The sequence below is a fragment of the Paraeggerthella sp. genome (assembly GCF_048427265.1).
GTDB lineage: Bacteria > Actinomycetota > Coriobacteriia > Coriobacteriales > Eggerthellaceae > Paraeggerthella > Paraeggerthella hominis.
In genome coordinates this window covers 25,963-51,240 of sequence record NZ_DBFOSR010000096.1, presented here as the reverse complement: position 1 = coordinate 51,240, position 25,278 = coordinate 25,963, and the positions used below count along the sequence as shown (strand labels likewise).

General features: G+C 60.1%; 21 protein-coding genes. 6 read left to right on the top strand and 15 right to left on the bottom strand.

Annotated features, from left to right (window positions below; genetic code table 11):
• Nucleotides 1-468 precede the first annotated feature (468 nt).
• From rpsI to ACMNI9_RS08755, 3 genes are all read right to left on the bottom strand, one after another.
• Entirely contained in the window at nucleotides 469-861 is a 393-nt protein-coding gene (gene rpsI, locus ACMNI9_RS08765; RefSeq protein ID WP_114567818.1) for a 30S ribosomal protein S9, read from the bottom strand.
• A 3-nt stretch (nucleotides 862-864) separates the two neighbouring features.
• Nucleotides 865-1,299 (bottom strand): 50S ribosomal protein L13, encoded by a 435-nt coding sequence (rplM, locus tag ACMNI9_RS08760; RefSeq protein WP_114567819.1) that lies wholly within the window; start codon nucleotides 1,297-1,299, stop codon nucleotides 865-867.
• A gap of 434 nt (nucleotides 1,300-1,733) precedes the next feature.
• Entirely contained in the window at nucleotides 1,734-3,401 is a 1,668-nt protein-coding gene (locus ACMNI9_RS08755; RefSeq protein ID WP_114567820.1) for an FAD-dependent oxidoreductase, read from the bottom strand.
• Between the two features lie 220 nt (nucleotides 3,402-3,621).
• Between ACMNI9_RS08755 and ACMNI9_RS08750 the strand changes: the two genes are divergently transcribed.
• Nucleotides 3,622-5,055, top strand: a complete 1,434-nt coding sequence (locus ACMNI9_RS08750; RefSeq protein ID WP_418831659.1) for a response regulator transcription factor — start codon at nucleotides 3,622-3,624, stop codon at nucleotides 5,053-5,055.
• Between the two features lie 37 nt (nucleotides 5,056-5,092).
• On the opposite strand, the gene ACMNI9_RS08745 is transcribed toward ACMNI9_RS08750, so the two are convergent.
• The gene (locus ACMNI9_RS08745; protein WP_231088317.1) at nucleotides 5,093-5,980 is read right to left on the bottom strand and encodes a GGDEF domain-containing protein; all 888 of its coding nucleotides are present in this window, start codon (nucleotides 5,978-5,980) and stop codon (nucleotides 5,093-5,095) included.
• 123 nt (nucleotides 5,981-6,103) lie between these two features.
• Between ACMNI9_RS08745 and ACMNI9_RS08740 the strand changes: the two genes are divergently transcribed.
• Nucleotides 6,104-6,514: a hypothetical protein gene (locus ACMNI9_RS08740; protein ID WP_418831657.1), complete on the top strand. Its 411-nt coding sequence runs from the start codon at nucleotides 6,104-6,106 to the stop codon at nucleotides 6,512-6,514.
• A gap of 12 nt (nucleotides 6,515-6,526) precedes the next feature.
• On the opposite strand, the gene ACMNI9_RS08735 is transcribed toward ACMNI9_RS08740, so the two are convergent.
• From ACMNI9_RS08735 to ACMNI9_RS08710, 6 genes are all read right to left on the bottom strand, one after another.
• Nucleotides 6,527-7,807: an O-acetylhomoserine aminocarboxypropyltransferase/cysteine synthase family protein gene (locus ACMNI9_RS08735; RefSeq protein WP_418831655.1), complete on the bottom strand. Its 1,281-nt coding sequence runs from the start codon at nucleotides 7,805-7,807 to the stop codon at nucleotides 6,527-6,529.
• A gap of 192 nt (nucleotides 7,808-7,999) precedes the next feature.
• Entirely contained in the window at nucleotides 8,000-8,278 is a 279-nt protein-coding gene (locus ACMNI9_RS08730) for an Ig-like domain-containing protein (RefSeq protein ID WP_216529230.1), read from the bottom strand.
• A gap of 8 nt (nucleotides 8,279-8,286) precedes the next feature.
• Nucleotides 8,287-9,096, bottom strand: coding sequence for a molybdopterin-dependent oxidoreductase (locus ACMNI9_RS08725; protein WP_216529229.1), 810 nt, complete (start codon nucleotides 9,094-9,096; stop codon nucleotides 8,287-8,289).
• A 12-nt stretch (nucleotides 9,097-9,108) separates the two neighbouring features.
• On the bottom strand, nucleotides 9,109-10,749 hold the full coding sequence (locus ACMNI9_RS08720) for a molybdopterin-dependent oxidoreductase (protein ID WP_418831653.1): 1,641 nt from the start codon (nucleotides 10,747-10,749) through the stop codon (nucleotides 9,109-9,111).
• A 131-nt stretch (nucleotides 10,750-10,880) separates the two neighbouring features.
• Nucleotides 10,881-12,371, bottom strand: a complete 1,491-nt coding sequence (locus ACMNI9_RS08715) for a hypothetical protein (protein WP_418831652.1) — start codon at nucleotides 12,369-12,371, stop codon at nucleotides 10,881-10,883.
• A gap of 135 nt (nucleotides 12,372-12,506) precedes the next feature.
• A complete protein-coding gene (locus ACMNI9_RS08710) occupies nucleotides 12,507-13,025 on the bottom strand; it encodes a hypothetical protein (RefSeq protein WP_114567828.1) in 519 nt (172 codons plus the stop codon).
• A 289-nt stretch (nucleotides 13,026-13,314) separates the two neighbouring features.
• Here ACMNI9_RS08710 and metA point away from each other — a divergent pair, with 289 nt between their 5' ends.
• Together metA and ACMNI9_RS08700 are read left to right on the top strand one after the other, a co-directional pair.
• Nucleotides 13,315-14,256, top strand: a complete 942-nt coding sequence (gene metA, locus ACMNI9_RS08705) for a homoserine O-acetyltransferase MetA (RefSeq protein ID WP_114567829.1) — start codon at nucleotides 13,315-13,317, stop codon at nucleotides 14,254-14,256.
• Nucleotides 14,249-14,467: a hypothetical protein gene (locus ACMNI9_RS08700; protein WP_216529226.1), complete on the top strand. Its 219-nt coding sequence runs from the start codon at nucleotides 14,249-14,251 to the stop codon at nucleotides 14,465-14,467. The genes metA and ACMNI9_RS08700 overlap by 8 nt, the downstream gene beginning before the upstream one ends.
• A gap of 19 nt (nucleotides 14,468-14,486) precedes the next feature.
• Here the strand turns inward: ACMNI9_RS08700 and ACMNI9_RS08695 are convergent, their stop codons facing one another.
• The 4 genes from ACMNI9_RS08695 to lysA form a co-directional block, all read right to left on the bottom strand.
• Entirely contained in the window at nucleotides 14,487-15,164 is a 678-nt protein-coding gene (locus tag ACMNI9_RS08695) for an HAD family hydrolase (RefSeq protein WP_216529225.1), read from the bottom strand.
• A gap of 568 nt (nucleotides 15,165-15,732) precedes the next feature.
• Nucleotides 15,733-16,413: an orotate phosphoribosyltransferase gene (gene pyrE / locus ACMNI9_RS08690; RefSeq protein ID WP_418831650.1), complete on the bottom strand. Its 681-nt coding sequence runs from the start codon at nucleotides 16,411-16,413 to the stop codon at nucleotides 15,733-15,735.
• A 210-nt stretch (nucleotides 16,414-16,623) separates the two neighbouring features.
• Entirely contained in the window at nucleotides 16,624-17,910 is a 1,287-nt protein-coding gene (locus ACMNI9_RS08685) for a homoserine dehydrogenase (protein ID WP_418831648.1), read from the bottom strand.
• A gap of 15 nt (nucleotides 17,911-17,925) precedes the next feature.
• The gene (gene lysA, locus ACMNI9_RS08680) at nucleotides 17,926-19,281 is read right to left on the bottom strand and encodes a diaminopimelate decarboxylase (RefSeq protein ID WP_418831647.1); all 1,356 of its coding nucleotides are present in this window, start codon (nucleotides 19,279-19,281) and stop codon (nucleotides 17,926-17,928) included.
• A 417-nt stretch (nucleotides 19,282-19,698) separates the two neighbouring features.
• On the opposite strand from lysA, the gene ACMNI9_RS08675 reads away from it, so the two are divergent.
• On the top strand, nucleotides 19,699-20,094 hold the full coding sequence (locus ACMNI9_RS08675; RefSeq protein WP_114567835.1) for a molybdenum cofactor biosynthesis protein MoaE: 396 nt from the start codon (nucleotides 19,699-19,701) through the stop codon (nucleotides 20,092-20,094).
• Nucleotides 20,095-20,250: 156 nt separating this feature from the next.
• Nucleotides 20,251-21,423, top strand: a complete 1,173-nt coding sequence (locus ACMNI9_RS08670) for an Mbeg1-like protein (RefSeq protein ID WP_418831645.1) — start codon at nucleotides 20,251-20,253, stop codon at nucleotides 21,421-21,423.
• A gap of 126 nt (nucleotides 21,424-21,549) precedes the next feature.
• Here the strand turns inward: ACMNI9_RS08670 and ACMNI9_RS08665 are convergent, their stop codons facing one another.
• Nucleotides 21,550-25,269, bottom strand: coding sequence for a phosphoribosylformylglycinamidine synthase (locus ACMNI9_RS08665; RefSeq protein WP_418831643.1), 3,720 nt, complete (start codon nucleotides 25,267-25,269; stop codon nucleotides 21,550-21,552).
• Nucleotides 25,270-25,278 lie beyond the last annotated feature (9 nt).

Below are 25,278 nucleotides of genomic sequence, written 5' to 3'. Positions count from 1 at the left end.
CTGCCGCGTTCGATCTTGGTTTCCCGCCGCCCGCTCCCCCGAGGGGTCCGCGGCCGGCCGGGGTCCGTCTCATGCGGATCCGTTCACTTGGCTTTTTTCTCGCTTGTTCTGCTTCTCAGTATCCGGTTTTCAAGGTTCTCCGCCTGGGGCCGAAGCCCGAAGCGCAAGGAGATATACTACCCGTGCCCCCGCCCGGCGTCAAGAACTTTTTTCGAAAAAGTTCTTCGGCCCGTTCCCGTCGAGGCTTCGTCCGCCTTGCGAGGAACCGCGGGTTGCAGCCGCGCCCTCCCCTCGGGAAGCGCGGAGGGAGCATGTTACGTGAAGCCGGGACGCGGCGCAAGGCCCTTTTCGGGAATCGCGCGAAATCGCATAGCTTCACCCGTCCGCAGTCTCGCCCTACCTATATACAGAAAAAGCCCGCCTCGAACGAGACGGGCTTTGCAAAGACATGCTGTTCGCAAATACGACTTAGCGCTTCGAGAACTGCGGGCGCTTGCGGGCCTTCTTGAGACCGTACTTCTTGCGCTCCACCATACGGGAGTCGCGCGTCAGGAAGCCAGCCTTCTTGAGCTCGGCGCGATAATCGCCAGCGGAAAGCAGCGCGCGGGAGATGCCGTGACGCAGAGCGCCGGCCTGACCCGAGATGCCGCCACCGTTCAGAATGGCGATAACGTCGAAGTGGTCCACCGTGTCCGTAACCTTGAACGGCGTCTTGGCGTAATCGACCAAAGCCTCGCGACCGAAGTACTGCGCAGCTTCGCGGCCGTTGATGGTCATCTTGCCGGTGCCGGGAACGAGGCGCACGCGCGCAACAGCGTTCTTGCGACGGCCGGTGCCGTAGTACAAAGCTTCACCTGCCATGGGTTAACCCTCCATCTCGATCTTGCGGGGCTGCTGAGCCATGTGCGGATGCTCCGCACCCGTGTACACCTTGAGCTTCTTGCCCATGGCGCGACCAAGCGTGTTCTTCGGCAGCATGCCCTTGACAGCATGCTCGATAACGCGCTCGGGATGCTTTGCCATGGCCTCTTCAAAGGTCTCGGACTTCAGCCCGCCGGGGAAACCACTGTGACGGTAATAGCTCTTGGACTGAGCCTTCGTGCCCGTCACGCGGATCTTGTCCACGTTGATGATGACCACGAAGTCACCGGTGTCGACATGCGGCGTGTACTGCGGCTTGTGCTTGCCCTTGAGAATATGAGCAGCCTTTGCAGCGACGCGACCGAGAACCTGGTTCTCTGCGTCGATCAAGACCCACTCGCGCTCAACTTCGTTGGGCTTCGCGTAATACGTCTTCACTATCTTCCTCCAAAATCCTGTCCTACCCCGCCGTGCGGGGCGGGATTTCCGTCGCTCTTCAGCGGCTCGACAAAGCGAACCAACCGCTTCGCGGCGAATGATCGGTTTCAAAAGTGCAGGTAGATCGGATGTCGGGTTCCTACGCCGACGCGCAACCTAAGGTCTGGACTCCCCGGTTCGCGCTTCCGCTTCTTACTGCATGCACGGGGCTTTCGAAAGCGAACCTTTGCATTGTAAACAGGGAATACCCCAGAAGTCAACGAATAATCATGACGCTGCGCGCTATTTGCATAAAGAAAGAACGGCCGAGCACCTGGGCAGGCAACGCGGGCAACGATCCGCTCTGCAGGGCGACGTCGGACACGCAAGCGGTCCCCCGCGCCGAAGCGCGAGGGACCGAGGGAGGGGCCGGGAAATCGGATTGGCGGAAAGGCCTATGCCTGAGCCAACTCGTGTCCCAAAACGTAACCGTACGTGATGCAGCGACCGTGGCTGTTGCCGGCAACGTTGATGGGATAGTCAACCGCGCAGATGTCGCCTTGCACATTGCCGAGCGCGTAAAGGCCTTCGATGGCTTTGCCTTCCGCATCGAGGCACTGGAAGTCGACGTTCGTGCGCAGGCCGCCCGGGATGGCAAGCAATGCCGGGCCGACTTTGAGCGCGTAGAACGGGCCTTCCTTCACGGGGGTCAGGAACACGGGCTTCTTGTAGTAGTCGGTGTCCTCGCCCGCTTCGCACATGCCGTTGTAGCGATCGACCGTGGCCTTGAGCGCAGCGGCGTCGCAGCCGATCTTCTTGGCAAGGTCGTCCAGAGTGTCCGCCTGATAGGCAATGCCCTGCTCGATGTACTTGGGGATTTGCGTCTCGAAGTACTGCGGAGCCAGCTCCAGGTCGCTGCCGTAGGGGCGGAACGAATCCCAGAACATACCGCCGCCGTAGGGCAGACCGTTCACCAGGTCGGTCTTCCAGTTGGCGTCGAACACGGACCACGCTTCGCCGTTGGGCTGGCGGTTGATGGCAAGCGACTTGCCTTGCACCCAGGTATCTTCGCACATGAAGCGCTCGCCGTTGTCGTTCACGAACAGGAACGGCCCGTGGAACCAGCAAAACGCCTGCGGATGCATCATCGTGGGAAGCGGCAGGTCCTGCAGCTGCGCACCGGCCCACATGCCCATCTTGTGGCCGTCGCCCGTGTTCACGCCCATCGGGGTGTACTGGCTGCGCGGCTGTCCGTACTCGGCGCAGATCGGCGCGTACGCCTTGACCATCTCCGCATCGCCGCCGATGTCGCCCGTGCACAGCACTACGCCCTTGCTTGCGTTGTACTGCACGTAGCCGTCCTTCGTCTCGCAGATGCAGCCCGTCACCCGAGAGCCGTCTTTTACCAGCTGCACGGCCGGCGCGTCGAAGACGAACTGGGCGCCATCGCGCACGGCGTCGTTGTAGCACAGCTCGGCGCCGGCGAACCCGGTGGACTTGAGGCCGGCTTCCTCGGGGATTCGGAGCATGTGGTAACCCGGCTGCTCGGCGTACACGTCGTCATGGCTGTAGAACGCACCCACCATGGCCGAGCCGCCCAACGCTTCAGCCTTAGCCAAAAGCCAGTTCGATGCTTCTTCGGAATGGTTGAAGAACTTGGAAATCAAATCTTCGTTCGCACGGCTTGCGCACTGCGCGATCCAGTGCTGCTTGGCGTTCACGCGATCGACCTTGATGCCCAGTTCGTCCATGTAGTGCGAGTTTATGGCGCCGAAGCCGCCACCGCGGCCGTTCCAACTGGACGTCTTCTCGACCACCGTGACCTTGCCGCCTTTTTCGGCAGCCGCCGCAGCGGTCGCGCATCCGGCCAGGCCCGCACCGATAACCAAGATGTCCGTGTCTACCGTGGACGCGATATCGGTAATGGGCTCCGGCGCAACTTCCCAAGCGTACGCAGACTTCCCTGCGGCGGAATCATCCGTCGTAGAAGCCTTCGAGTCTGACGCCCCGCCCGCCGCAGGCGCACAACCAGCAAGACCCGCTGCGCCCGCTGCAACGGCAGCCGTAGCACCCAGGCCTAGAAACGCACGGCGCGATAGGCCGCTTTTCACATGCTCGGACATACGAACCCCTTTCGATTCATTCGCAGATCCCTCCGTCTGCGCTTGAGGTCATCATGGGTCTTCCGGGATGCGCAGTCATCGAACAAAGCGGCCCATTTTCGCAGGAAAACGGCTTATGGGCCACATCGGACCATAGGATTTCCTGAACGCAACTTGCACCTGTCCCACGGTTTTGCTAGCTTTGAAGAGGGAGGCCAGGGGGAAGCGAAACGGAGTACGCATGGGCGAAGCACGGTTGAACCAAGAGGGCGAGCGATTCTCAGGATGGCGTTTGCTGGGCCTGGGATTCTGGCAGGCTTGGCAAATGATCAGCATGTGCACCGCCACGCTCATTCCCGATGCAGAACGATTCTCTTTCGCCGGCAATGCTTTGCTATGGATACTCGCTCTTACCGCGATGGGATACCTAGCCGTAATGCTCGCAGCTCGGTGGCACGCCCCGTTTCTCACCCGACGTAGCTGCTTTGCAGCCGCAGGAGGGCTGACCGCAACAGGATCGGTCGTCATCCCCCTCGCCCTGACGTTCGGGGTCGGTCCGATTGGCTTCTCTGCATTTTTAGCAGGGGCGCTCGCCGTAGCGTTCGGCAATGCGTTGCTGCTTGTCATGTGGGGAGAATTATGGAGCGCGCTTGCCACCGGCCGCGTAGGGCGTCATCTATACGTGTCGTACACGTTTGCCTTCGCGCTGTTTTTCGCAGCATACGCGCTTCCGCAGTGGGCAGCCGTAGCCTTCAACGCCGCAATGCCCCTGGTGTCGGCAGCCGTTTTGAAAGCCTGTAAAAAGGAACCGCGCAGAGAGCCTTCCGTGCTGCCGCTTGATATAAAAACAATACCGGTACCTCGGGTCCTCACATGCATCCTTATCATAAGCGTTGTGTACGGCATGTCGCAGGGAATGGCCAACACGTTTGCCGACGGAGACGCTTCGTTCATCGCGAAAGCGCTCATTTTGGCAGGAGGCGGCATAGGCGCCATCACGCTTTCCATGGTGGCGGCACCGTCGTTCGCCGAGCCCATCGCGTTGTACCGTCCCGTTATTCCCGCCATGGTAGCAGGCCTTGTCCTCTTGCTTCTTCTATCCGCCCCTTATCGCTTTATAGGAGCGGGGCTCATCATCATGGGTGTGTACTGCCTGGATATGTTCATGATGCTGGTATCTACCGACGTTGCTTTCCGCGCGCGCATTCCCGTGGCGCTTTCGTTCGGGCTGGTCATCTTCTGCGCGCGAACGGGCACGCTTGCGGGATCGTTCGCCGCTGACGTGCTGCAACAACCATCGATATGGTCCGGCTCCTTGAGAACCGACGTGTTCCTTGTAGGCGTGCTCATTCTGACATTGGCGGGCATGCTGTTTTTCACGCAGACCGACGTGCAGAGACTGTATGCCACGCCGCGCACAGCGACCGACACGAGCCTTGAGCAAAAATGCGCGCGCATCGCGGCAATGTGCCGACTGACGAACCGCGAAGGAGAAGTGCTGGTCCTGCTGGCGCGCGGACGTACGGTCCGCTATATCTGCGATGAATTGTCCATCGCCCAGGGCACCGCGAAGCACCATGTAAGCAATATCTACCGCAAGGTGGGCGTGTTCGATCGTCAGGGGTTGCTCGACACCATCGAGCAAGGAGGAGTTGGAAAGCCGGGCTGGGAATAGGACCGCAAGCCTGGCTGCGCCTGGGAGGGCGAACGATTTATGAGAAGAACTCCCACGTATTGCCGCCGCTGCGCTTGGCTCGGTACATGGCCGCATCGGCGTTACGGTACAGCTCTTCGTATGTGGCGCCGTCACGCGGGAACCGAGCGATGCCCAAGCTCACGGTAGGATAGTCTCGGCGTCGCGGATCGTTGGCGGCCATCTCCGACACGGCCGCGCACATGCGCCGTGCAATGGCCTCGATGACCTCGCGCGACGAAATGCCGCGCAAGCACACCATGAACTCGTCGCCGCCTATGCGCCCAACCATATCGCCATGACGAACGGCCTCGGAAAGCGCCTCTACCGACCACACCAGCACAAGGTCGCCCACCGCATGGCCGAGCGAATCGTTCGTCATCTTGAAGCCATCCAGATCGGCCATAATGAAAGCATGGTTGACCTGGTCTTCTGATTCCCGGATAAGCTGAGAGGACAGCGCCTCGAACGTAGCCCGGTTCAAAACGCCTGTCAAGGAATCCCGTTCCGCACGCGTCTTCTGCGCGCGCTCGAGCTCGCGCCGCTCGGTCACGTCCCAAAACGAGATAACCGCTGAAGCGGGATTGCCCTCATCATCGGTCACCAGCGTATAATCAACCTGATACCACCGAAAATCGCCGGAAACGGACCTGCGCATGCGGATGACCGCCGTTCCATGAGGAACGCCCCTATCGATATCGTGGTACAGCCCCAAAAACGCATCGACCCCTTCGGGGGCAACCAGTCCTCGCGTTACCAGACTATCGGGAACGTCCTCGTAGCGGATAGGCTCGATCAGCCTTCCGCCGGAAACATTCTGCAAAAGCAGCGCTCGCTCGACGGTGTCGAAAACCGCAATGATCTTGCCGCTCATTTCGACGGCGACCCGAAAAGCATCCTCGCTCATGCGCAAGCGTCTGCGCGTCTCCAACCACGACGTCACGTCCAGTACGCTGCATGAGGCGATTCGTCGATCGGGGTCGTACTTGCAGCGCGTTCGAACCCTGAGGACGGATCCGTCAAGGGTTTCTTGAGGAACTTCGATTTCGATTATGGTTTCGCCCGCTTCGATGCCAATCCGCAGGCGCTCGGAAAACTGATCCCAACCAGACGTGGCAAGCAGGGCTTCGGGATAAAGCTCTCCGGGCGCGCGAACGCAACCCATCAAAGCGAAAAACTCATCGTTGGCAACAAGTGGCCTTATCCCCTCGTCAGTGCACTTCAACTGGGCAAACTCGACGGGGATATCAGACAGCGCGACCATATGCTCTTTGCGGTTTTCCATGAAAAACAGTATACCGAGCCTTGGCCGTCGACCGGAGGGGAATTCAGCAAGAAGCCGTCCGATTTCGAACTCTGCCTCGCCGAAAAAGAAACGCAGGCGCTCGTTTTTCGAGCGTCCTGCGTTTCGCGATGCTTGGAATTCTTCTCGCTTGCCTAAAATGCGGCGCGTCTACACTGCGGCAAGAGCCTGTTCGACATCGGCGACAAGATCGCCCGTGCCTTCGATACCGCACGACAAGCGAATGAGATCGGCGGTGATGCCGGCAGCCGCCAGCTCCGCATCGTTCATTTGGCGATGCGTCGCGTTCGCCGGATGCAACACGCAGGTCCGCGCATCCGCCACGTGCGTGGCGATCTGGGCCAACTTGAGGTTTTTCATGAACGTCTCCGCTGCCGCCCGACCGCCGGCAACGCCAAAGCTGACCACGCCGCTTGCGCCATGGGAAAGGTACTTCTGGGAAAGTTCGTATTCGGCATCGCCTTTGAGGCCCGGATAGCGCACCCACGCCACTTTTGGATGCTGCGCCAAGAATTCGGCCAGCGCAAGCCCGTTGGCATTGTGCTGCGCCATGCGCAGGTGCAGGCTTTCCAACCCCATATTGACGAGGAAGGCGTTTTGCGGCGACTGCGTGCACCCGAAATCGCGCATGAGCTGCGCCGTCGCCTTCGTGATGAACGCACCGGCCAAGCCGAAACGCTCGGTGTACGTTACTCCGTGGTAGCTTTCGTCCGGTTCGCACAAACCGGGGAACTTGTCAGCATGCGCGGTCCAGTCGAACCTTCCAGAATCAACGATAGCCCCGCCGACGCTCGCTCCGTGACCGTCCATGTACTTCGTGGTGGAATGGGTGACGATGTCGGCGCCCCACTCAATGGGACGGCAGTTCACCGGCGTGGGGAACGTGTTGTCCACGATAAGCGGCACGCCGTGCGCATGTGCCGCCGCGGCAAAACGCTCGATGTCAAGCACGGACAAGGCGGGGTTTGCGATGGTTTCTCCGAATACGGCCTTCGTGTTCGGACGGAAAGCAGCCTCGAGCTCTTCGTCGGTGCAATCGGGAGACACGAACGTGCACTCCAGTCCCATGCGCTTCATGGTGACCGCCAGCAAATTGTAAGTACCGCCGTAGATTGCCGAACTGGCCACAATATGGTCGCCGCAACCGGCGATGTTGAACACCGCGAAAAAGTTTGCCGCCTGTCCCGACGAAGTGAGCATAGCCGCCGTGCCGCCCTCAAGCTCGGCGATCTTGGCCGCCACGAAATCGTTGGTGGGATTTTGCAGACGCGTATAGAAATACCCTGCTTCTTCCAAGTCGAACAGCTTGCCCATGTGCTCGCTCGTATCGTATTTCCAGGTGGTGGACTGGTAAATGGGAATCTGCCGAGGTTCGCCGTCGCCGGGACGGTAGCCCCCCTGTACGCAGGTCGTGCTTATGCTTTCACTCATAAAGGCTCCTCATCGCAAGGGTCCGGGAAATGTGTCCGGCTCATTATACCGAGCACTGCAACGCGCTTGGTAGCCGTGTCTTTCCGATAACCTGCAATCTGTTTATGGAATAACCGGGCTATCTGTTTTCAAACGCATAGAAACGGCCCCGGACGATCCGGGGCCGTTTCGGCAATCCGCCAAGCAATTTCATCAGGTAGCCGTGAACTCCGCTACGTCGGCCAGGGGACTCGCCGTCCCGTCCTCGGCAACAGATCGAACCAGCAGACGATAGAAACCAGGCTTAGGCGGCGTGTACGAGAAGCTCCATTGAACGGACAATTCGGGAGCAGAGTCGGAAACGTCGAACGTAGTCCAGTTCCGACCGTTGTCCAACGAAAACTGCACCGATGAAATCTGGTTTCCGTAGTCTTCGGCGTATCCGCTCAACGTCACCGGCTTCCCGGCCTCCACCTGCATAGGAACGATCATGGCTCCACCTATTCCTGAACGCCTGCCAACACGCCAATATTGGGGCTGTTGGGGTGAGCGTCGGAAAGCCCTGGATCCGCAGGAGGCTGCTCCTGCGTGGAGACCACGATGCTCGCAATGTCGCGAACGAAGTAGTTTGCAGGCGTTTTCGTCATCCAAAGCTGGTTATTGCCGCCTACGGAAGCGGACAGGTCTTCGTCGTTGATCTGATAGCTCAGCACCGCATGATGCCCCAGCACGTAGCCCAAAGAGAACGAGACTTCGGTACCGTCGGAAGAAACGAACGTCACCGTGTTCGCTCCCGGCTGCACGGACGCACGGCTTAGCAAGTGCTCCACGGGAATGCCCTTCACGTCGGCCGTGATGGTTGCGCGCCCGCCAACCGGATTCCCGCCGCAGGTGCATGACATCACCTTGTTCGTGGACTCCTCCTTGGCAAGATCGCCAACCGAAGCGGTGAACGCTGACTGCACGTCCCCTGAAACCGACAGCTGCCAACCAAGGGGATTGTCGACCGCAAGATCGACGGATGCTCCGCACAAGGCGTTCGTAGCCCGTTGAAACAGTGTTTTGATGAGGGCGTTCGGCGTAATGGCACCCTGGTCATACGAGAATTCGCCCTTGACTACAGTATCAGTGACCTGCACGTTCTCGATCGGCGCACCGTAGGTCCGCGCCTCGTTTTCGCCAGCGGGACGCGATGTCGAAGCATCCGTCTCGGACGCGAGAGCAACCGGCGCGGCCGCCATCGAAGCAACCATGGTCAAACCGGCCAAAGCGGAGAGCGTCGTGCGACCGTGCTGCATCTTCGTTTTCATGTCGACTCCTCTCTACTCTACCGTGAACATGAATTGCGTGTTGTACTGGCAAACACGATCGGCTCCGTCGGGCGTTACGCTGGTGGTGCGAATATCAAGCAGGTACGCACCCGGAGACGGCGGCGTGAAGTCCATGCGCCAATACGTCCAGTAATCGGCATTGTTGTCGGGCGTGTCGAGCGTCGTCCACGTTTTTCCATGGTCGAAGGAGAATTCAACCTTCTTGATAGGCTCGTCCCATGCATCGGCAAAGCCTTCCAAATGCACGGTCTTGGCCTCATCGCCCGACAGGACCACGCCGGTCGGGTAGTTCAGCACGCCGCTGTTGGGCTTGGAATAGATCTCGCCCGTGCGATCGTCGGTGAACTGGCCCACGTACAGCTGGTCATTGAGTTCGTCAGCGGGCTTCGTCATGAACGTCAGATTGGAGATGCGCTTCGTGAAGTTGCCGCCCGAAGTCTTATACACCCAGATCATGCAAGGATATCCTTGAGAATTGGGGAGCAGCTTGCCGTCCATCTTGGTCACGATGATGGCGTCGTTGTCGCGCAGCCAATCGAGGCTCATTTGAGCGTAATCGTATCCGTCGGAGCTGATGGGACTCAAAATGTTGGCACCCGCTTTGGGCTTCGCATAGTCGATGATGGCAGATACGGGAATACCCTCCACCTCGCTCTGCATGATGGTAGCCTGGCCCACGCCGTTGATAGTGCAGTCCATCTTCATGACCTGCTTCACGGTGCCGAACTTCTGCTCCATTTCGGGCAGCGTCATCTCGACGGAATTCTCGCAATCGCCGTCAATGGAAACGACCCAGTTCTGGTAGATGGATTCGTCAACCTGGGAATCATCGGTCAACCATTGGCTCGGCTCGTCTTTGATGGTCTTGTAGAATCGGTTTTCCGGCGGTGTGATGGTGGTCTGGTCGTACGAGATGGAGGGCTTTGCCTCGTCGGCCTTCAAATCGGTGATGCCCTTGTACAGGTTGTACTTCACTTCGTCCCATCGCTCGAACGTCCCTGTTTTCGCATCGACGTAATGGCAGGACTGGCACGTGCCGCCGTCTTTGTCGACGAACATGGGGCTGCCCATGTGCAGCGTATGGATGGGGTCGCTCAGCTTGTTTCCCGAGTAGGATTCGGAATGGCACGCGATGCAATTTTGGTATCCCTGCTCGGTGTTGTATCCGAAGAAAATAAGCCGATGGTACGTTGGCAAGCTCATGAGCGCGTTCTCGAGCGTGTGGCACGAGGTGCATCCGCGCTTGTCTGCGTCAAGGTAGGTGTCGTTGAATCCGATGTCATCGGAAGGAACCGGCTGCACCAAAAAACCGTTGCGGTCGGTGTAACGACGCGGAGAGCGAGACTCGGCGTTGGCGTCGTTCTTCTCGGTGTTCTGGTAAAACTCGGGCAATGACGCAATGCCGTCCACAAAGCGACCCGACTCGGGAAATCCGCTATAGGCTGCAAGCTGATCGGGACCCGAACTAGCTGCAGGTTCCGCCTTCGTCCCGGTTGAATCCGGCTCGTCCGACGAAGGTTTGGGGCTGCACCCCCATGCGGCAAACGAAGCGACCATGGCTACTGCCACGAGGGAGGCGATCAACTTCGGCTTGCTTCGATGGCGCGAACCCGCGCATTCTTCTTTCTTCATGAAATCCTCCTTTGCAATGGGAAACGAAAACCGATTCTCCTTTCTTCCGGTTGTCCTCTTTTGGCAGGCCAGCGCCACAGCAAGCCGCGAACCCCTCCCTCGTGCCATGGGTTCGCAGCCGCTTGGCGCAGCTATCCCTTCGACTGTCCGCGTCTTTGCGGGCCATCTGATTCTGCGATTTGCGCGCGACGATGGTCGTAATGCTCGATATAGGTCTTGTCCAGCAGGGACTTTTCGTAAAACCCTACGTCTCGGTTGTATTCAAGAGACGCGTCCTCGATGCTTTTGAACTCATCTATGAGCGATCCGTCTTCGCGATAGTATCGAAGAAACATCTCGGAGCAGTGTTCTTGCAAGTAAGGCAGAAACGTGAGGTGGAACTTTTCGGAAGCCACGAAAAAGTGCCGAATACCATCATCATGCTGCCGCAAAAACCCCAGATCAAGAAGGCGGGCGAAATCGCTTCGAGCACATGGATAGGATATCCCGTACCGATGGACGTGGATTGCGTACGTGAACTCGGCGTTGCTGTGCAGAACGGCCTCGAGCAGGACCGCCTTTTGTCGATAGTTCAGCGACTCGTCAGCGTCGATAATGAGGCGAAGTCGCTCGCGCCGGCGCCGCATCCCCTCAAGCTTGGTCATGGTCCATCGCTGCTCGCCCACCACAAGCGCGACGGCCCGCTCAAAATAACCCGTCCAATCGTAGTACCCGTCGCAAGCCACAGCCAGATCTTCGGGCGTTCCGGAAAGGCAATGGTCCTCGACGAAGTTCTCGTCATCGGAGTACAGCAGCTTAAGGACGGGAATATGGGCGGAGAAGTGGTATCCAGCCCGATGCAAAACGATAAAGTACAGTATGTAGGCGAGCACGGAATTTCCCGCCGGAAAGAGACGAAACGTTTTGAAGTAGTACAGAGAAACAAGCGCGTTGATCAGCGTGTGGTTTCCTTCGCAGGTCGCGCAAAACGACTCCAGCGCCAAAGCACGCCGCTCGGAAACGTCGGCTTCGAGAAACTCGACGCCGCATACCTCTTTGATCGAAATGCCCTCGACCAGCTTGGCATGCAAAGACTCGATGAACGAAGCGGAAAGCGGCTCACCGCGATACGCCTCGATGTTCAGCAAGATGTTTCCGGCATTAGAAACAAGCAGTTCAACGCCGTTTTCAGGTTCGCATGCCTGAACGCACACGCGCTTCAACCGCAAGGTGTCGGACGCGCCGTACTCCAACCGCGCGGCAGCAGCAACCTCTTCGGCCGCAAGGTTCAACTCGTAATGCCCGCCCTCGGGATCCGACAAAATGCGAGCGTAGTGAACAGCCAAACCTTCGTTCACCTGGTACGTTTCAAGCAAGCTGCTCAAAAGCCATGTGGGAGCGTACCAATTCTGCGTCATCGGCGCTTCAGTGCTTGCGGCAGATTGCTCCACGGCGAAGGGAACGGGCAGCGCTCTGCCCTGGCAGCGGCGCAGCTTATTGAGCACGATCCAGCACAACGACAGATCCTCGGGAGAAACGTCGAGGGCTTTCGCGATAGATTCGAGCGTTTGCGACTTTCTCGACGCAAGGGAAAAAGCACGCCCCAGCAACGACCGATCGTCTGCCACAAGACCCTCCCCCATGATCCTCACCTCGTCTCAAGAATCACCTTCTTGGGCCATAGTCTCAAATGCGTAACCAGGCGTTCAAGAGTTCGAGGAAGGACTAGAAAGTATTTGCTATGGGCAGATCATGGGCCGTGAAACCACGTGAAGCAATCAGCTTTCCAGCCCCGTAAGCGAAAGGACGATACCCTCCGGCAAGCGGTCGCGATACGTAGTGGTCTGCACGCGATAGGGATGAACCTTGTTATCTTCTTGGCACAAGACCTCGAAACCACGTTTGCCGAAGAACGCGAACGTCTTCTCCTTGTTGCGCGTCAGGTCGTCCTCGAACAGCTCCCCCATGATTCCGCGGCACCCGTAGTAATCGGCGATCAGGCACAGCACCTCCAGTACGAACGTGCCGCAGCCCAAGTCCTCCTTGCGCGTAACGAAATCGATAATGCGCACGTGATCGTCCGAGGAATCTCCCTGAGTAAGCGTGACGTCGGCGATAATAGTGGAAGCGGCATCGGCGTTCGCATCGTTTTCGGTGCGCACGTTCAGGTACAGCTGAATCCGGTCGTAGCCAAACGGCGCGTATTCAGGCTCCAGGCGCAACCTTCCCGCCAAAAAACAGTAGAGCGTACGCTCCCCGGTATCCTTCGTCGCAATAAGCGTCTCGATTCCCGCCATTGCTTCCTCCCGTCTCGCACCGTATTGCCACCGCACGTCGCAGCGCATCCCTATCGTATCCATTTTCCCCGGCGGATTCGCCCCGCAATGCACGACGAACGACCGGACGAACGCGGCATGGCTGAAAAACGAGGAAGGTTGGAAAAGGAATGGGGCGTTCCGATAACGCGTTATCTCTTCTTCGGATAGGTAGGTCATCTGATTATCCGGTATCATACACTCAGCCAAAACACTCGGCCTTGAGCGCCGCCGCAGCGCATGAAGCGGCAGACGAGATTGCGAGGTCATCATGCCCATCAGAATCCCCGATTCCCTGCCCGCCACCGACATCCTCGAAGGCGAGAACATCTTCGTCATGACCGAGTACCGGGCCATGCATCAGGACATTCGCCCGCTCAAGGTCTTGCTACTGAACCTCATGCCCACGAAGATCGTCACCGAAACCCAAATCATGCGCAAGCTGTCGAACACGCCGCTGCAAATCGAAGTCGAGCTGCTGCAGACCATCAGCCATGAGGCGAAAAACGTGTCCGGCGAGCACTTATCGACGTTCTACACCTCGTTCGACGAGATCAAAGACAAGCGATACGACGGTATGATCATCACGGGTGCGCCCGTAGAGCTGCTGGACTTCGAGCATGTGGATTATTGGGACGAGCTGACAGCTATCATGGATTGGTCGACGACCAACGTGCACTCAGTGTTCCATATCTGCTGGGGCGCGCAAGCGGGCATTTACCATCACTACGGCATTCAGAAGCACGAACTGGAAAACAAGCTGTCAGGCGTATTCGAGCACCAGGTGGACAAGCCCTCGTCGCCCTTGGTTCGCGGATTCGACGACGCGTTTCGCGCCCCGCATTCGCGCTACACCGAAGTGCGAGCCGAAGACATCGAGGCCCATCCGCAGCTCGAGCTGATCGCGACATCGGAAGAAGCCGGCGTGTATCTTGCCAAGAGCGTCGACAGCCGTCACTTTTTCGCGTTCGGCCACCCCGAATACGACGACGATACGCTTCTGAAAGAATACGAGCGAGACGCGGCGAAGGGCATGGGGGTGGCGCTGCCTGCGCACTACTTCCCCAACGACGACCCAACGCAAAAGCCCTCGGCAACATGGCGCGCCCATGCGCAGCTTTTGTACACGAATTGGCTGAACTACTACGTCTACCAGACCACTCCCTACGATCTGGACAAAGTGGGAACCGAGGAGGACTCTTCGCATGAGTAAGCAACGCGACGAAGCGAAGGAACGAGTTTTGCACTACACGCTGCGACCGGTATCGACGCCGATCGCGGAAACGATCGATGGATCCGCCCCCGCCCAAAAGCAGGCGGATCCATTCATTCGCCCGGCAACCGAAGACGACGACGGCTACGACCCTTTCAGCGATCGACCGCCCGCACCGGAGCCCACGTACCAGGAAGACCCCTGGCGCTAACCTTCCGCAATGCAGCTTGCTATCGAGCTTCGTTCCAAGCCAAGAACGCTTCCACCTCCAGCTCGTCGAACGTGCGAACCGCATGATCGCATGATTCGACGAGTTCTTCGTACGTGCCGGAAACGTCGCAGTCGTAGATGCCGAGCGTGCGATAGCCCGCCTTTCTGAGCGTATGCACGGCGTACACCGAATCCTCCATGCCCCACGTGAACGAACGCGGCGTGCCCATGAGCTCGCGCGCGCGGTCCCAAACAGCGGGTTCGCGCTTCGACGCATTCACGTCATCCACCGACACGATAGCGTCAAAATACGGAGCAAACCCGCAACGCTCCAGGCCAGCTTGCAAATACAGCTGAGGGCTTGAAGATGCGACGGTCATGCGGACCCCGCGGCTGGCAAGTTCCTGCACGAACGCGAGCGCCCCCGCACGAGCCTCGACGCGCGTGCGATAAAAGTCCAGCATGAATTCGTCGACCATGTCCTCCACGTCTTTCCCGGACGCTCCCAAGCCGAATCGCTCATGGAAGAAGGCGCCGCATTCAGGAATGGTGAGCGTGGTCAGCACGTCTTTGTCGTCCTCAGTCAGCGTCACGTCCGCGCGGCGCGCAAGCTCGGCTTCCATCTCGCGCCACACGCACATCGAATCGAGCAACGTGCCGTCGCAATCGAACACGATGCCGATCGAAGATGGGTTCATGGTGGGGGGTCCTTTCGCGGATACGCCGAGCGACCAACGCACGTCGCTGCGGCAAGGTTTCTTGTTCGGGCAAATCTTAGCAAACCCCCGCCGTCGGACGAGCGACCGGAAACGCGAATTTGCAGGATATTTACCTCCGAAGCCAACGCCTGCCTTCGGGCGCTTGAAAGATGGCGTTCGCACGCTGCTCGCACGTTCCGCAGCGCATGAAGCGCGCGAGCAACCGCAGATAGCAAGTCCCGCCCTCGCTGCCGGGAAGGGTCCCCGCCGTTCTACGACTGTCAGCGCGCGAAAAACCGTCCTCGCTGGCAGGTTTTGACGGTTTGAGGTCGTTTGATTCCGCAGGAGAAGCGCTTGCGCCTGCGCGGTTCAGCTATCCGCCGCCGTGACCAGGTAAAACAAAAAGCGAGCCGGGCAACGATGAAAACGCTGCCCGGCTCGACGACCTCAAACCGCAAAAAGCTGCCAGCGAGGACGGTTTTTCGCGCGCAAGGCCCTTGCCGATAGCGATCCAGCAGCGATCCCCGTCCTTCGCTGCACACCGGGACCGGCAACCGCGGGCACTTGGCTACTTCACGCCGTACTGCTGGTAATACGCGTCGAGCGCCGTCTTCACGGCGTCGTCGATGACCACGCCTCCCTGCACTTCGCGGTTGTACAGGTACTCGGTGACCTCGGCCATGCTGACGATGGACGCCACGGGGAACCCGTACTTCTCCTGAACCTCTTGCTGAGCCGTCACAACGCCGCCCTTCCCCACTTCCATGCGGTTGAGCGACACGATAAGCCCCTTGATGTCCACGTCAGCCGCGCCCTTGAGCACGGGATACGTTTCGTCAATGGACTTGCCGGAGGTGGTCACGTCCTCGACCATGACCACGCGATCGCCGTCTTGCAGGTCGGATCCCAGCAGATTGCCCGCATCGGCGCCGTGATCCTTGACTTCCTTACGGTTGGAGCAATAGCGAACTTCCTTGCCGTACAGCTCGGAAATGCCCATGGCGGTAATCACCGACAGGGGGATGCCCTTGTAGGCCGGACCGAACACGACGTCGAAGTCCAAGCCGAAATTGTCATGGATGGCGCGGGCGTAGTACAAACCCAGACGATGCAGCTGGTCGCCCGTCACGTAGGCGCCGGCGTTCATGAAGAAAGGAGACTTGCGGCCGCTCTTGAGCGTGAACTCGCCGAACTTGAGCACCTTGCTCTCCACCATGAACTCGATGAACTCCTGCTTGTACTGCTCCATGCCCGGCTCCTTATCCGTATGCGGCGCGGCCCACCCGCGCACGATCTTCCGATGAATATGATACTAGAATCAAGCCGGGCGAGGGCTTCGAAACGCGAGCAACGCGCATCGCCCCGATACAAGAAGCGGCCCCAACGATCAATATCGTCAGGGCCGCATGCATACGCTGCTAAAAAATCGGAGCAACTTGCCAACCGGGCAAGCTAGCTGTTACTCGTCTTCTACGCGGATGACGCTGGGCTCCTCGCGCAGGATGTCGTCAAGCTGCGCGATCTCGGTCAGCACGTCGCGCACGCTCTTCTCGCACGCGGTATGCGTCACGTACACCAGATCCACCGTGCCGCCTTCCTTCTTGCCGCGCTGCACCACCGAGTACACGCTTACGTTGTGCTTGGCGAACACGCCGGCCATAGAGGCAAGAACGCCCGAGCGGTCGGCCACCTTGAAGCGGATGTAATACTTGGTCTTGAGCTCTTCCATGGGAACGATAGGCAGGCTATCGGTACAGGTACAACCCACAAGCGGTCCCACGCCCAACGTAACATGACGCGCCACCTCCAGCACGTCGCCCATCACAGCGCTCGCAGCCGGGCCCGAACCCGCGCCCTCGCCGAAGAACATGGTCTCGCCCACGGCATCGCCCGTCACGTAAATGGCGTTGAACACGCCGTTGACCGTGGCCAGCTGATGCGTCAGCGGCAGCATAGTGGGATGCACGCGCACGTCAATGCCCTGCGCCGTACGGTGAGCAAGGGCTAGCAACTTTACGCAATAGCCCATATCACGCGCCGCGTCCAGGTCCATAGTGGTTACGTTGCGAATACCTTCGGTATGCACGTCGCCGATGGTCACGCGCGAGTTGAATGCGATGGAGGCCAGGATGGCAATCTTGGCGGCAGCGTCGAAACCGTCCACGTCGGCGGTGGGATCCGCCTCAGCGAAGCCCTTCTGCTGCGCCTCCTTGAGCGCATCGTCGTAGCTCAAACCGTCTTCGACCATGCGGGTCAGCATGTAGTTCGTCGTGCCGTTCACAATGCCCATGACCGACGAGATCTCGTTGGAGATAAGGGAATGCTTCATCGGATCGATGATGGGGATGCCGCCGCCCACGCTCGCCTCGAACGCGATCTCCTTGTTCGCCTGGTCCGCAGCGTGCATGACCTCTTCGCCATACGTAGCCATGAGCGCCTTGTTGGCCGTGACCACGTTCTTGCCAGCGCGCAACGCGCCCAGCACCACATCGCGCGCCACGGTAGTGCCGCCGATCAGCTCGATAACGATATCGATTGAAGGATCATTGAGAATGTCCTGGTAATCCTGAGTGAAGATATCCTCCACGCCGTGTTCGATGGCCTGTTCGGGATTGCGCGAGCACACGCGCACCAGCTCCAGGTCAACACCGTAGTGGCGCTTGAAGTCCTCCCGGTGGTTCTTCAGGATGTCGATGCATCCGCCGCCCACCGTGCCGGTGCCCACCAAGCCAAGTTTAACCGCCATGTCGCTCTCCCTTTCCTAAATGTCCCGGCTCATCAGATCATCGTACGTTTCGCGGCGCGTAACCACGCGCGCTTCGCCGTCCCTCACGAACACGACGGCCGGCCTCGGCTGGCCGTTGTAGTTGCTTGCCATAGTGTAGCAGTACGCGCCCGTGCCGAAGACAGCAACGATATCGCCCAGGTCAGGATGCTGGATCGGCATGTCAATGACCACGGCGTCGCCGCTTTCGCAATGCTTGCCCGCAATAGTGACGATCTCGGTACGCGGCTGCCCCGCCTTGTTGGCGATAACCGGCTCGTAATCGGCGTGGTACAGCGCCGTGCGGATGTTGTCGGACATGCCGCCGTCAACCGCCACGTACTTGCGAATGTTCGGCAGGGTTTTGATAATGCCCACCGTATACAGCGTTACACCGGCGGTAGCCACCAGGCTGCGGCCCGGCTCGGTGAGCAGACGCGGCTCAGCCACGCCGTACTTCTGGCACGCGGCGAGCACGGACGAGGTCACCGTTTCGGCGAACTCGTCGATGGAGGCCGGCTTGTCGTCAGCCGTATAGGCAATGCCCAGACCACCGCCCACATCCAATTCCTCGATGCGATAACCGTACTCTTGCTCGATGCGGGCCATAAGGTCCACCATGACCTCGACGGCCTCGGGGTAGGAGTGCAGCGAGAAGATCTGCGAGCCAATGTGGCAATGCAGGCCCGCCAAACGCACGTTCGGCGCAGCCAGCACGTCATTCACGCAACCGAACGCAAAATCCTCGCGCATGGTGAAGCCGAACTTCGAGTCCTCGCAACCCGTGCGAATATACTGATGCGTGTCGGCCTCGACGCCTGGCGTGATGCGCATGTAGATAGGCTGCTCGACGCCCAGCTCACCGGCGATCTCGGAGATGCGCTTGAGTTCGATGCGACTGTCGATGATGATGCGGCCGACACCCGCCTGGATGGCTTCGCGCAGCTCGCGCGGCGTCTTGTTGTTGCCATGCATGAACACGCGCTCGGCCGGAAAATCCACTGCACGCGCGATAGCCAGCTCGCCACCGCCCGATACGTCAAGGCACAGGCCCTCGTCGGCCACCATGCGAGCCGCTTCTTTATTGAGAAACGCCTTGCTGGCATACACGATATCGGAATTCTGATAGCGGCTGCGGAACGCCTCGCGGTAGGACTCCATGCGGCTGCGCATGTCCGCTTCGTCCATGACGTACAAAGCCGTGCCCTGCTCGCGCGCCAGCTCCACCATGTCGACGCCGCCTACGTACAAGTGGTCGTCGCGCACTTCGGCGGTACGCGGCAGCACCGCGCCCAGCTCCATGGTGGTACGGTTGTCGGGCTGCTTGCTCAAATCGGATGCGGGCAAAGCCATAGGTCCGCCTACCTTTCTGCCTGTTTGCTTCCCTTGATGTCGCCGACCTGCCCGTCGGCAGAGCCGGCCCGTCGCCGGCTGTTGTGATTGGGGTTCATACTACCAGCCTTGCTGCATTTCCCCGGGTGCAGAGCGTAAATTTTCGTAGAATGGATACCCTGGAGCCAGGAGAAAGCCGTGCGCTGCCAAGCCGCTTCGGTCACCGCGCTTCCGGGCGAAGCCCGCATCGGCGCACGGGGCGCAGGCGAACCGGAATGCGCAGCAAAACACGAAGCCTTGCACGCACGCCGTACCTCTGCAGGGTTGAGTTCCATCCGTAAAAAAGGCAACTTTTCCCTATCAACTTGCTATGACTTTATAGCTTCTATAATCCTCAATAGAGTATACTATGCAGCACAGACAGAAAGGAGCTCGCTCATGGCCAAGCAGGAACCCTCTATCGATCAGTGGCTCAAGGAAGCGAAGCAGGATCCGAAGGCCGCTCAGTGCGGCATGTTTCTCACCCACAACGGCGTGGTGCGCATCACCCCGAAACAGCAGGTACGCGAAGGCGTCGAAGGGCTGGGCGACGTTGCGCAGGTGGAGTTCTCCTACGACGCCGCTGGTGTAGACGCAGCCGTTGAGGAAGCTCTGACCTGGCCGGGCGTATACTACGTGCGCGTATGGCTGAACGAGGGAGTGCTGGGCGTGGGCGACTCCATCATGTACGTTCTGATCGGCGCCGACATCCGCCCCAACTGCATCGACGCCTTGCAGAAACTGGTCGGCAAGATCAAGAACGACCTGGTGGTGGAAAAGGAAATCTACGCGTAGGACAACGGTGCTCGACGTTTCTCAAGGCCTCGGCTGCGCAGCTCATTCAGCAGTCGGGGCCTTCCCATATAAAAGCGGCCCTCACCGCGCGCAGGAAGCTGGTGCGCTACACTAGAGGCAGGCACCAAGCGGTCGATCTGCCCTGAAGGAGCGCGCATGAACATCCTCGATTACCTGGCAACGGAATTCGCATCCTTTGACGAGAAGCCGTTCAACCCGGTGGACTCGGCAGCCCTTTCGCAGTTCTGCATGGTTCGCATGGAAGACATCACCCCTATGAAACGCGCATGGAGCGAACCTCCGAGCCTTCGAGCAGCCGTCGCGGATCGCCTCCGTCCCGTACGGCCCGTGCGCTTCACCGACGCGCTGCGGGCGGAGCATTACGATAGCCTGTTCACGGGCCTGGTGCCCGAGCCCGTGAAAAACAACATGCTGGCCCTTGCAGCCAGCCCGCGCTTTCGCACTATGACCGTACAGGACTGCGCAAGCGTGTTCGACGAGGCGACGCAAACCCAATTCGCCGCTATGACGTTCGTTTGCGGCAAAAAGTTCGCCTACGTGGGGTTTCGCGGCACCGATCGGTCGTTCACTGGATGGCGCGAGAACTTCAACATGACCTACCAATTCCCTGTTCCCGCGCAAGACCTGGCTGTTCGCTACCTGGAAGCCGTCGCGCCCCGCCTGCCGCAGCGGCTGTATCTAGGAGGCCATTCCAAAGGCGGAAACCTGGCCGAATACGCAGCTCTGCATGCAACGCCGAAAGTCCAAGAGCGTATCGAACGCATATACGACCACGATGGCCCCGGCTTTCGGGCGGGAGCCGTCGACGACCGCGCGTTCTCGATCATCCGCGATCGCGTGCACAAGACGGTGCCGCAAGAGTGCATCGTGGGAATGCTTCTGGAAACGCCGCGTGAACTGCCCCTGCACGTGGTGCACAGCGCAGATCACGGTATGATGCAGCACAGCGTGCTGAACTGGGAAGTTAAGGGAACCGATTTCGTCTACGCCGATCAGCTGGCAGATTCGTCCCTCTCGACCCACGCGATCATGGAGCAATGGCTGACCGGGTTCTCCCCCGAGAAAACCCGGCAGGTGGTCGAGGCCGCGTTCAGGGCCATCGAAGCATCGAGCGCGCTCGATGCCGCAGACATCCTGATGGGCGGGGTGAAGTCCATAGCCTTGCTGGTCGAAGCCGCCAAAGCGCTCGATCAGGCGAACCGGGACATTCTGGTAAGCGCGCTGGGCACGCTGACCAACCTGATCGCCCACGACGCAGCGCGAGGCGTTGCGGGCTGGCTTGCACCGAAAACGAAGAACGCCTCGTAAACCGAGGCCGACGATCGCCCCGACAACTTCACCCATTTGGCAGGAAGAGCGACCCGTCTATGCAACAAGGGCCGACGCACCTCGTGAGTACGCCGGCCCCTGCAAACACGCTGTACGCGGAATCGATTAATCCGTGAAGTAACCCACGCCGCCCTCGAACAGGGGCTGGTACAGGTTGCCGGGCACGTTTTTGTACAGGCTGTAACCGCTGCGCTCGGTATGGCCCATCTTGCCCAGAACACGACCATCGGGGCTGGTGATAGCCTCGACCGCCCAAGCAGACCCGTTCGGGTTCACATCCAAGCCCATGGAAGGCGCACCCTGATCGTCAACGTACTGCGCGGCGATCTGACCATTGGCGGCCATACGCTCCAGCAACTCGGGGCTCGCCACGAACCGGCCTTCGCCATGGCTGATCGCCACTGTATGGATGTCGCCCACTTCGCACCGGCTCATCCAAGGCGACAGGTTCGACGCCACGCGCGTGCGCACCAAACGGCTCTGGTGACGGCCGATGTTGTTGAACGTAAGCGTGGGGCAATCCTCGTCCATCGGGCGAATATCGCCGTACGGCACCAGCCCCAGCTTCACAAGCGCCTGGAAACCGTTGCAGATGCCCAGCATGAGGCCGTCGCGGTTCTGCAGCAGATCGCGCACGGCTTCCGTCACTGCCGGAGCACGGAAGAACGCCGTGATGAACTTCGCCGAACCGTCAGGCTCGTCGCCGCCGGAGAAACCGCCCGGAAGCATGATGATCTGGCTGTTCTTAATAAGGCGAACCAGCTCCGCCGTGCTTTCGGCAACCGCCTCGGGCGTCAGGTTGTTGATGACGAACGTCTCGGCCACGGCACCTGCGCGTTCGAACGCGCGGGCGGAGTCGTATTCGCAGTTGTTGCCCGGGAACACCGGGATGATGACGCGCGGCTTCGCGATGGTGCCGTTGTACACAAGCGGAGCGCCGTCCGTGAAGCTCACGGCTTTGACCGGCTCGCCCTGGGCACGATACGGGAACACCGGCTCCAACGCGCCTTCCCATGCCTCCTGCAAACCGGCAAGGTCGATCGATTCGCCAGCAGCCTCGAACGCGTACTCGTCAACGGTCTGGCCCAGCTCGGACACGCACACGGCATCGCTTGCATCCGGCAGTTCGACGCACGCGGGCATCTCCACCAGGAAACTGCCGTAAGCGGGAGCGAACAGCTGATCGGCCTGCACGCAATCGGCCAGCTTCACGCCAATGCCGTTGCCAACGCACATCTTGAACAGGGCTTCCGCCGTGCCGCCATATCCGGGCGTAGACACGGACAAAGCCGCGCCGTCGCCGATCAGGCGCTCGACCAGGGCAATAGCTTCCAGCAATCCATCGATCTGCGGCGTGACGCCGTCCTCGGCGTAACGCGGGGCAATGCGCACCACGCGATTGCCGGCGGCCTTGAATTCGGGCGACGTCGCGCGCTCGACCGAACCCACCGCCGTCGCGAACGACACCAGCGTAGGCGGCACGTCCAGCGTTTCAAAGCTGCCGCTCATGGAGTCCTTGCCGCCGATCGAGCCCACGCCCAGATCGATCTGAGCCATCAGCGACCCCAGAACCGCCGCCGCGGGCTTGCCCCAGCGCTCGGGTTCGTCGCGCAGGCGCTCGAAGTACTCTTGGAACGTCAGGTACATGTCCTTGCGCAAAAAGCCCGCAGCCACCAGCTTCGCCACGCTCTCCACCACTGCCACGTACGAACCGGTGAACTGGTTCGCCTCGGTCAGGTACGGGTTGAATCCCCAGGACATGCCGCTGCACGTGGTGGTCTCGCCATCTACGGGCAGCTTGGCAACCATAGCCATGCTCGGCGTAAGCTGGTGCTTTCCGCCGAACGGCATGAGCACGGTAGCCGCGCCGATAGTGGAGTCGAAGCGCTCGGACAGGCCCTTGTTCGAGCAAACGTTGATGTCCGTAACCAGCGCCCGCATGCGCTCGGCCAGCGTGGAGCCCGGCCAAGAGCGCTCGTAGCAGCCGCCTTCGACCACGCGCACGTCCTGATGCTTCGGCGCGCCGTTGCTGGACAGGAAGTCGCGGCTCACGTCCACGATGGTCTTGTCGTTCCAGACCATGCGCACGCGCGCTTCTTCAGTGACCTCGGCGATAGGCGTAGCCTCGAGGTTCTCCTCGCGCGCAAGCGCCAGGAACGCATCGACGTCTTGGGGCGCCAGCGCCATGGCCATGCGCTCCTGGCTTTCCGAGATTGCCAGCTCGGTGCCATCCAGTCCGTCGTACTTCTTGGGAACCTTGTTCAAGTTGATGAACAGGCCATCGGCCAGCTCTCCCACCGCCACGGACACGCCGCCCGCGCCGAAGTCGTTGCAGCGCTTGATAAGCCGGCACGCGTCGCCGCGGCGGAACAGGCGCTGAATCTTGCGCTCGACAGGCGCGTTGCCCTTCTGGACCTCGGCGCCGCAGCTTTCAAGGGAATCAAGGTTGTGGGCCTTCGAGGAACCCGTGGCCCCGCCGATGCCGTCACGGCCCGTGCGCCCGCCCAGAAGCACGATCACATCGCCCGGCGCCGGCGTTTCGCGGCGCACGTGGTCAGCCGGCGTAGCGCCCACGACCGCGCCGATCTCCATGCGCTTTGCCGCGTACCCGGGATGGTAGAGTTCGTTCACCTGGCCGGTGGTCAAGCCAATCTGGTTGCCGTACGACGAATAGCCTGCGGCAGCCGTGGTCACCAGCTTGCGCTGCGGCAGCTTTCCCGGCAGCGTTTCGGACACGGGCACCAGCGGATCGGCCGCGCCCGTCACGCGCATGGCCTGATACACGTAGCTGCGGCCCGAAAGCGGGTCGCGAATGGCACCACCCACGCAGGTGGCCGCGCCGCCGAACGGCTCGATCTCCGTCGGATGGTTATGCGTCTCGTTCTTGAACAGGTAGAGCCAATCCTGCTCTTCGCCGTCCACGTCGACCTTGACCTTCACGGTGCAGGCGTTGATCTCTTCGGACTCGTCGAGGCCGGTCAGCACGCCCTTCGCCTTCAGGTACCGAGCGCCGATGGTGCCCATGTCCATAAGACACACCGGCTTATGATCGCGGCCCAGCTCATGACGCATGTCCAGGTACTTCTCAAACGCCGCGCGCACCGCCGCGTCGTTGATTTCGACGTTCGTGAGCTCGGTGCCGAACGTGGTATGACGGCAGTGGTCCGACCAGTACGTGTCGATCATCTTGATCTCGGTGATGGTGGGATTGCGGCCCTCTTCGGCGAAATACTGCTGGCAGAACACGATGTCGGCCAGGTCCATTGCCAACCCGCGGTCGGCTATGAACGCTGCCAGCCCTGCCTCGTCCAAATCAAGGAAGCCCTCGATCGTCTCCACCATGCCGGGAACCGGCTGCTCCATCTTGAGCGTGTCGCGCTCTTCGAGCGACGCCTCGCGCGCCTCGATGGGGTTGATCACGTACTGCTTGATAGCTTCGACATCCTCGTTCGAAAGGTCGCCGGACAGCACGTACACCTTCGCGCTGCGCACGTCGGGACGCTCGCCTTGGCTGATCAGCTGCATGCACTCGCTTGCCGAATCGGCGCGCTGATCGAACTGGCCCGGCAAGTACTCCACGGCGAACACGTGCGCGCCATCAGCCTGCGGAAGCTCGAACGTCGCGGTGTCGGACTGAGGCTCGCTGAACACGGTGGGAACGCACTGGGCGAATAGCTCGTCGCTTGCGCCTTCCACATCGTAGCGATTCACCAAACGCACGCTCTCAAGCCCCTCGACGCCCAAAATGCTGCGCAGCTCATGCGCAAGCTGCTGGGCTTCCACGTCAAAACCGGGCTTCTTTTCTACGTAGACACGAGAAACCATGGGGTCCCC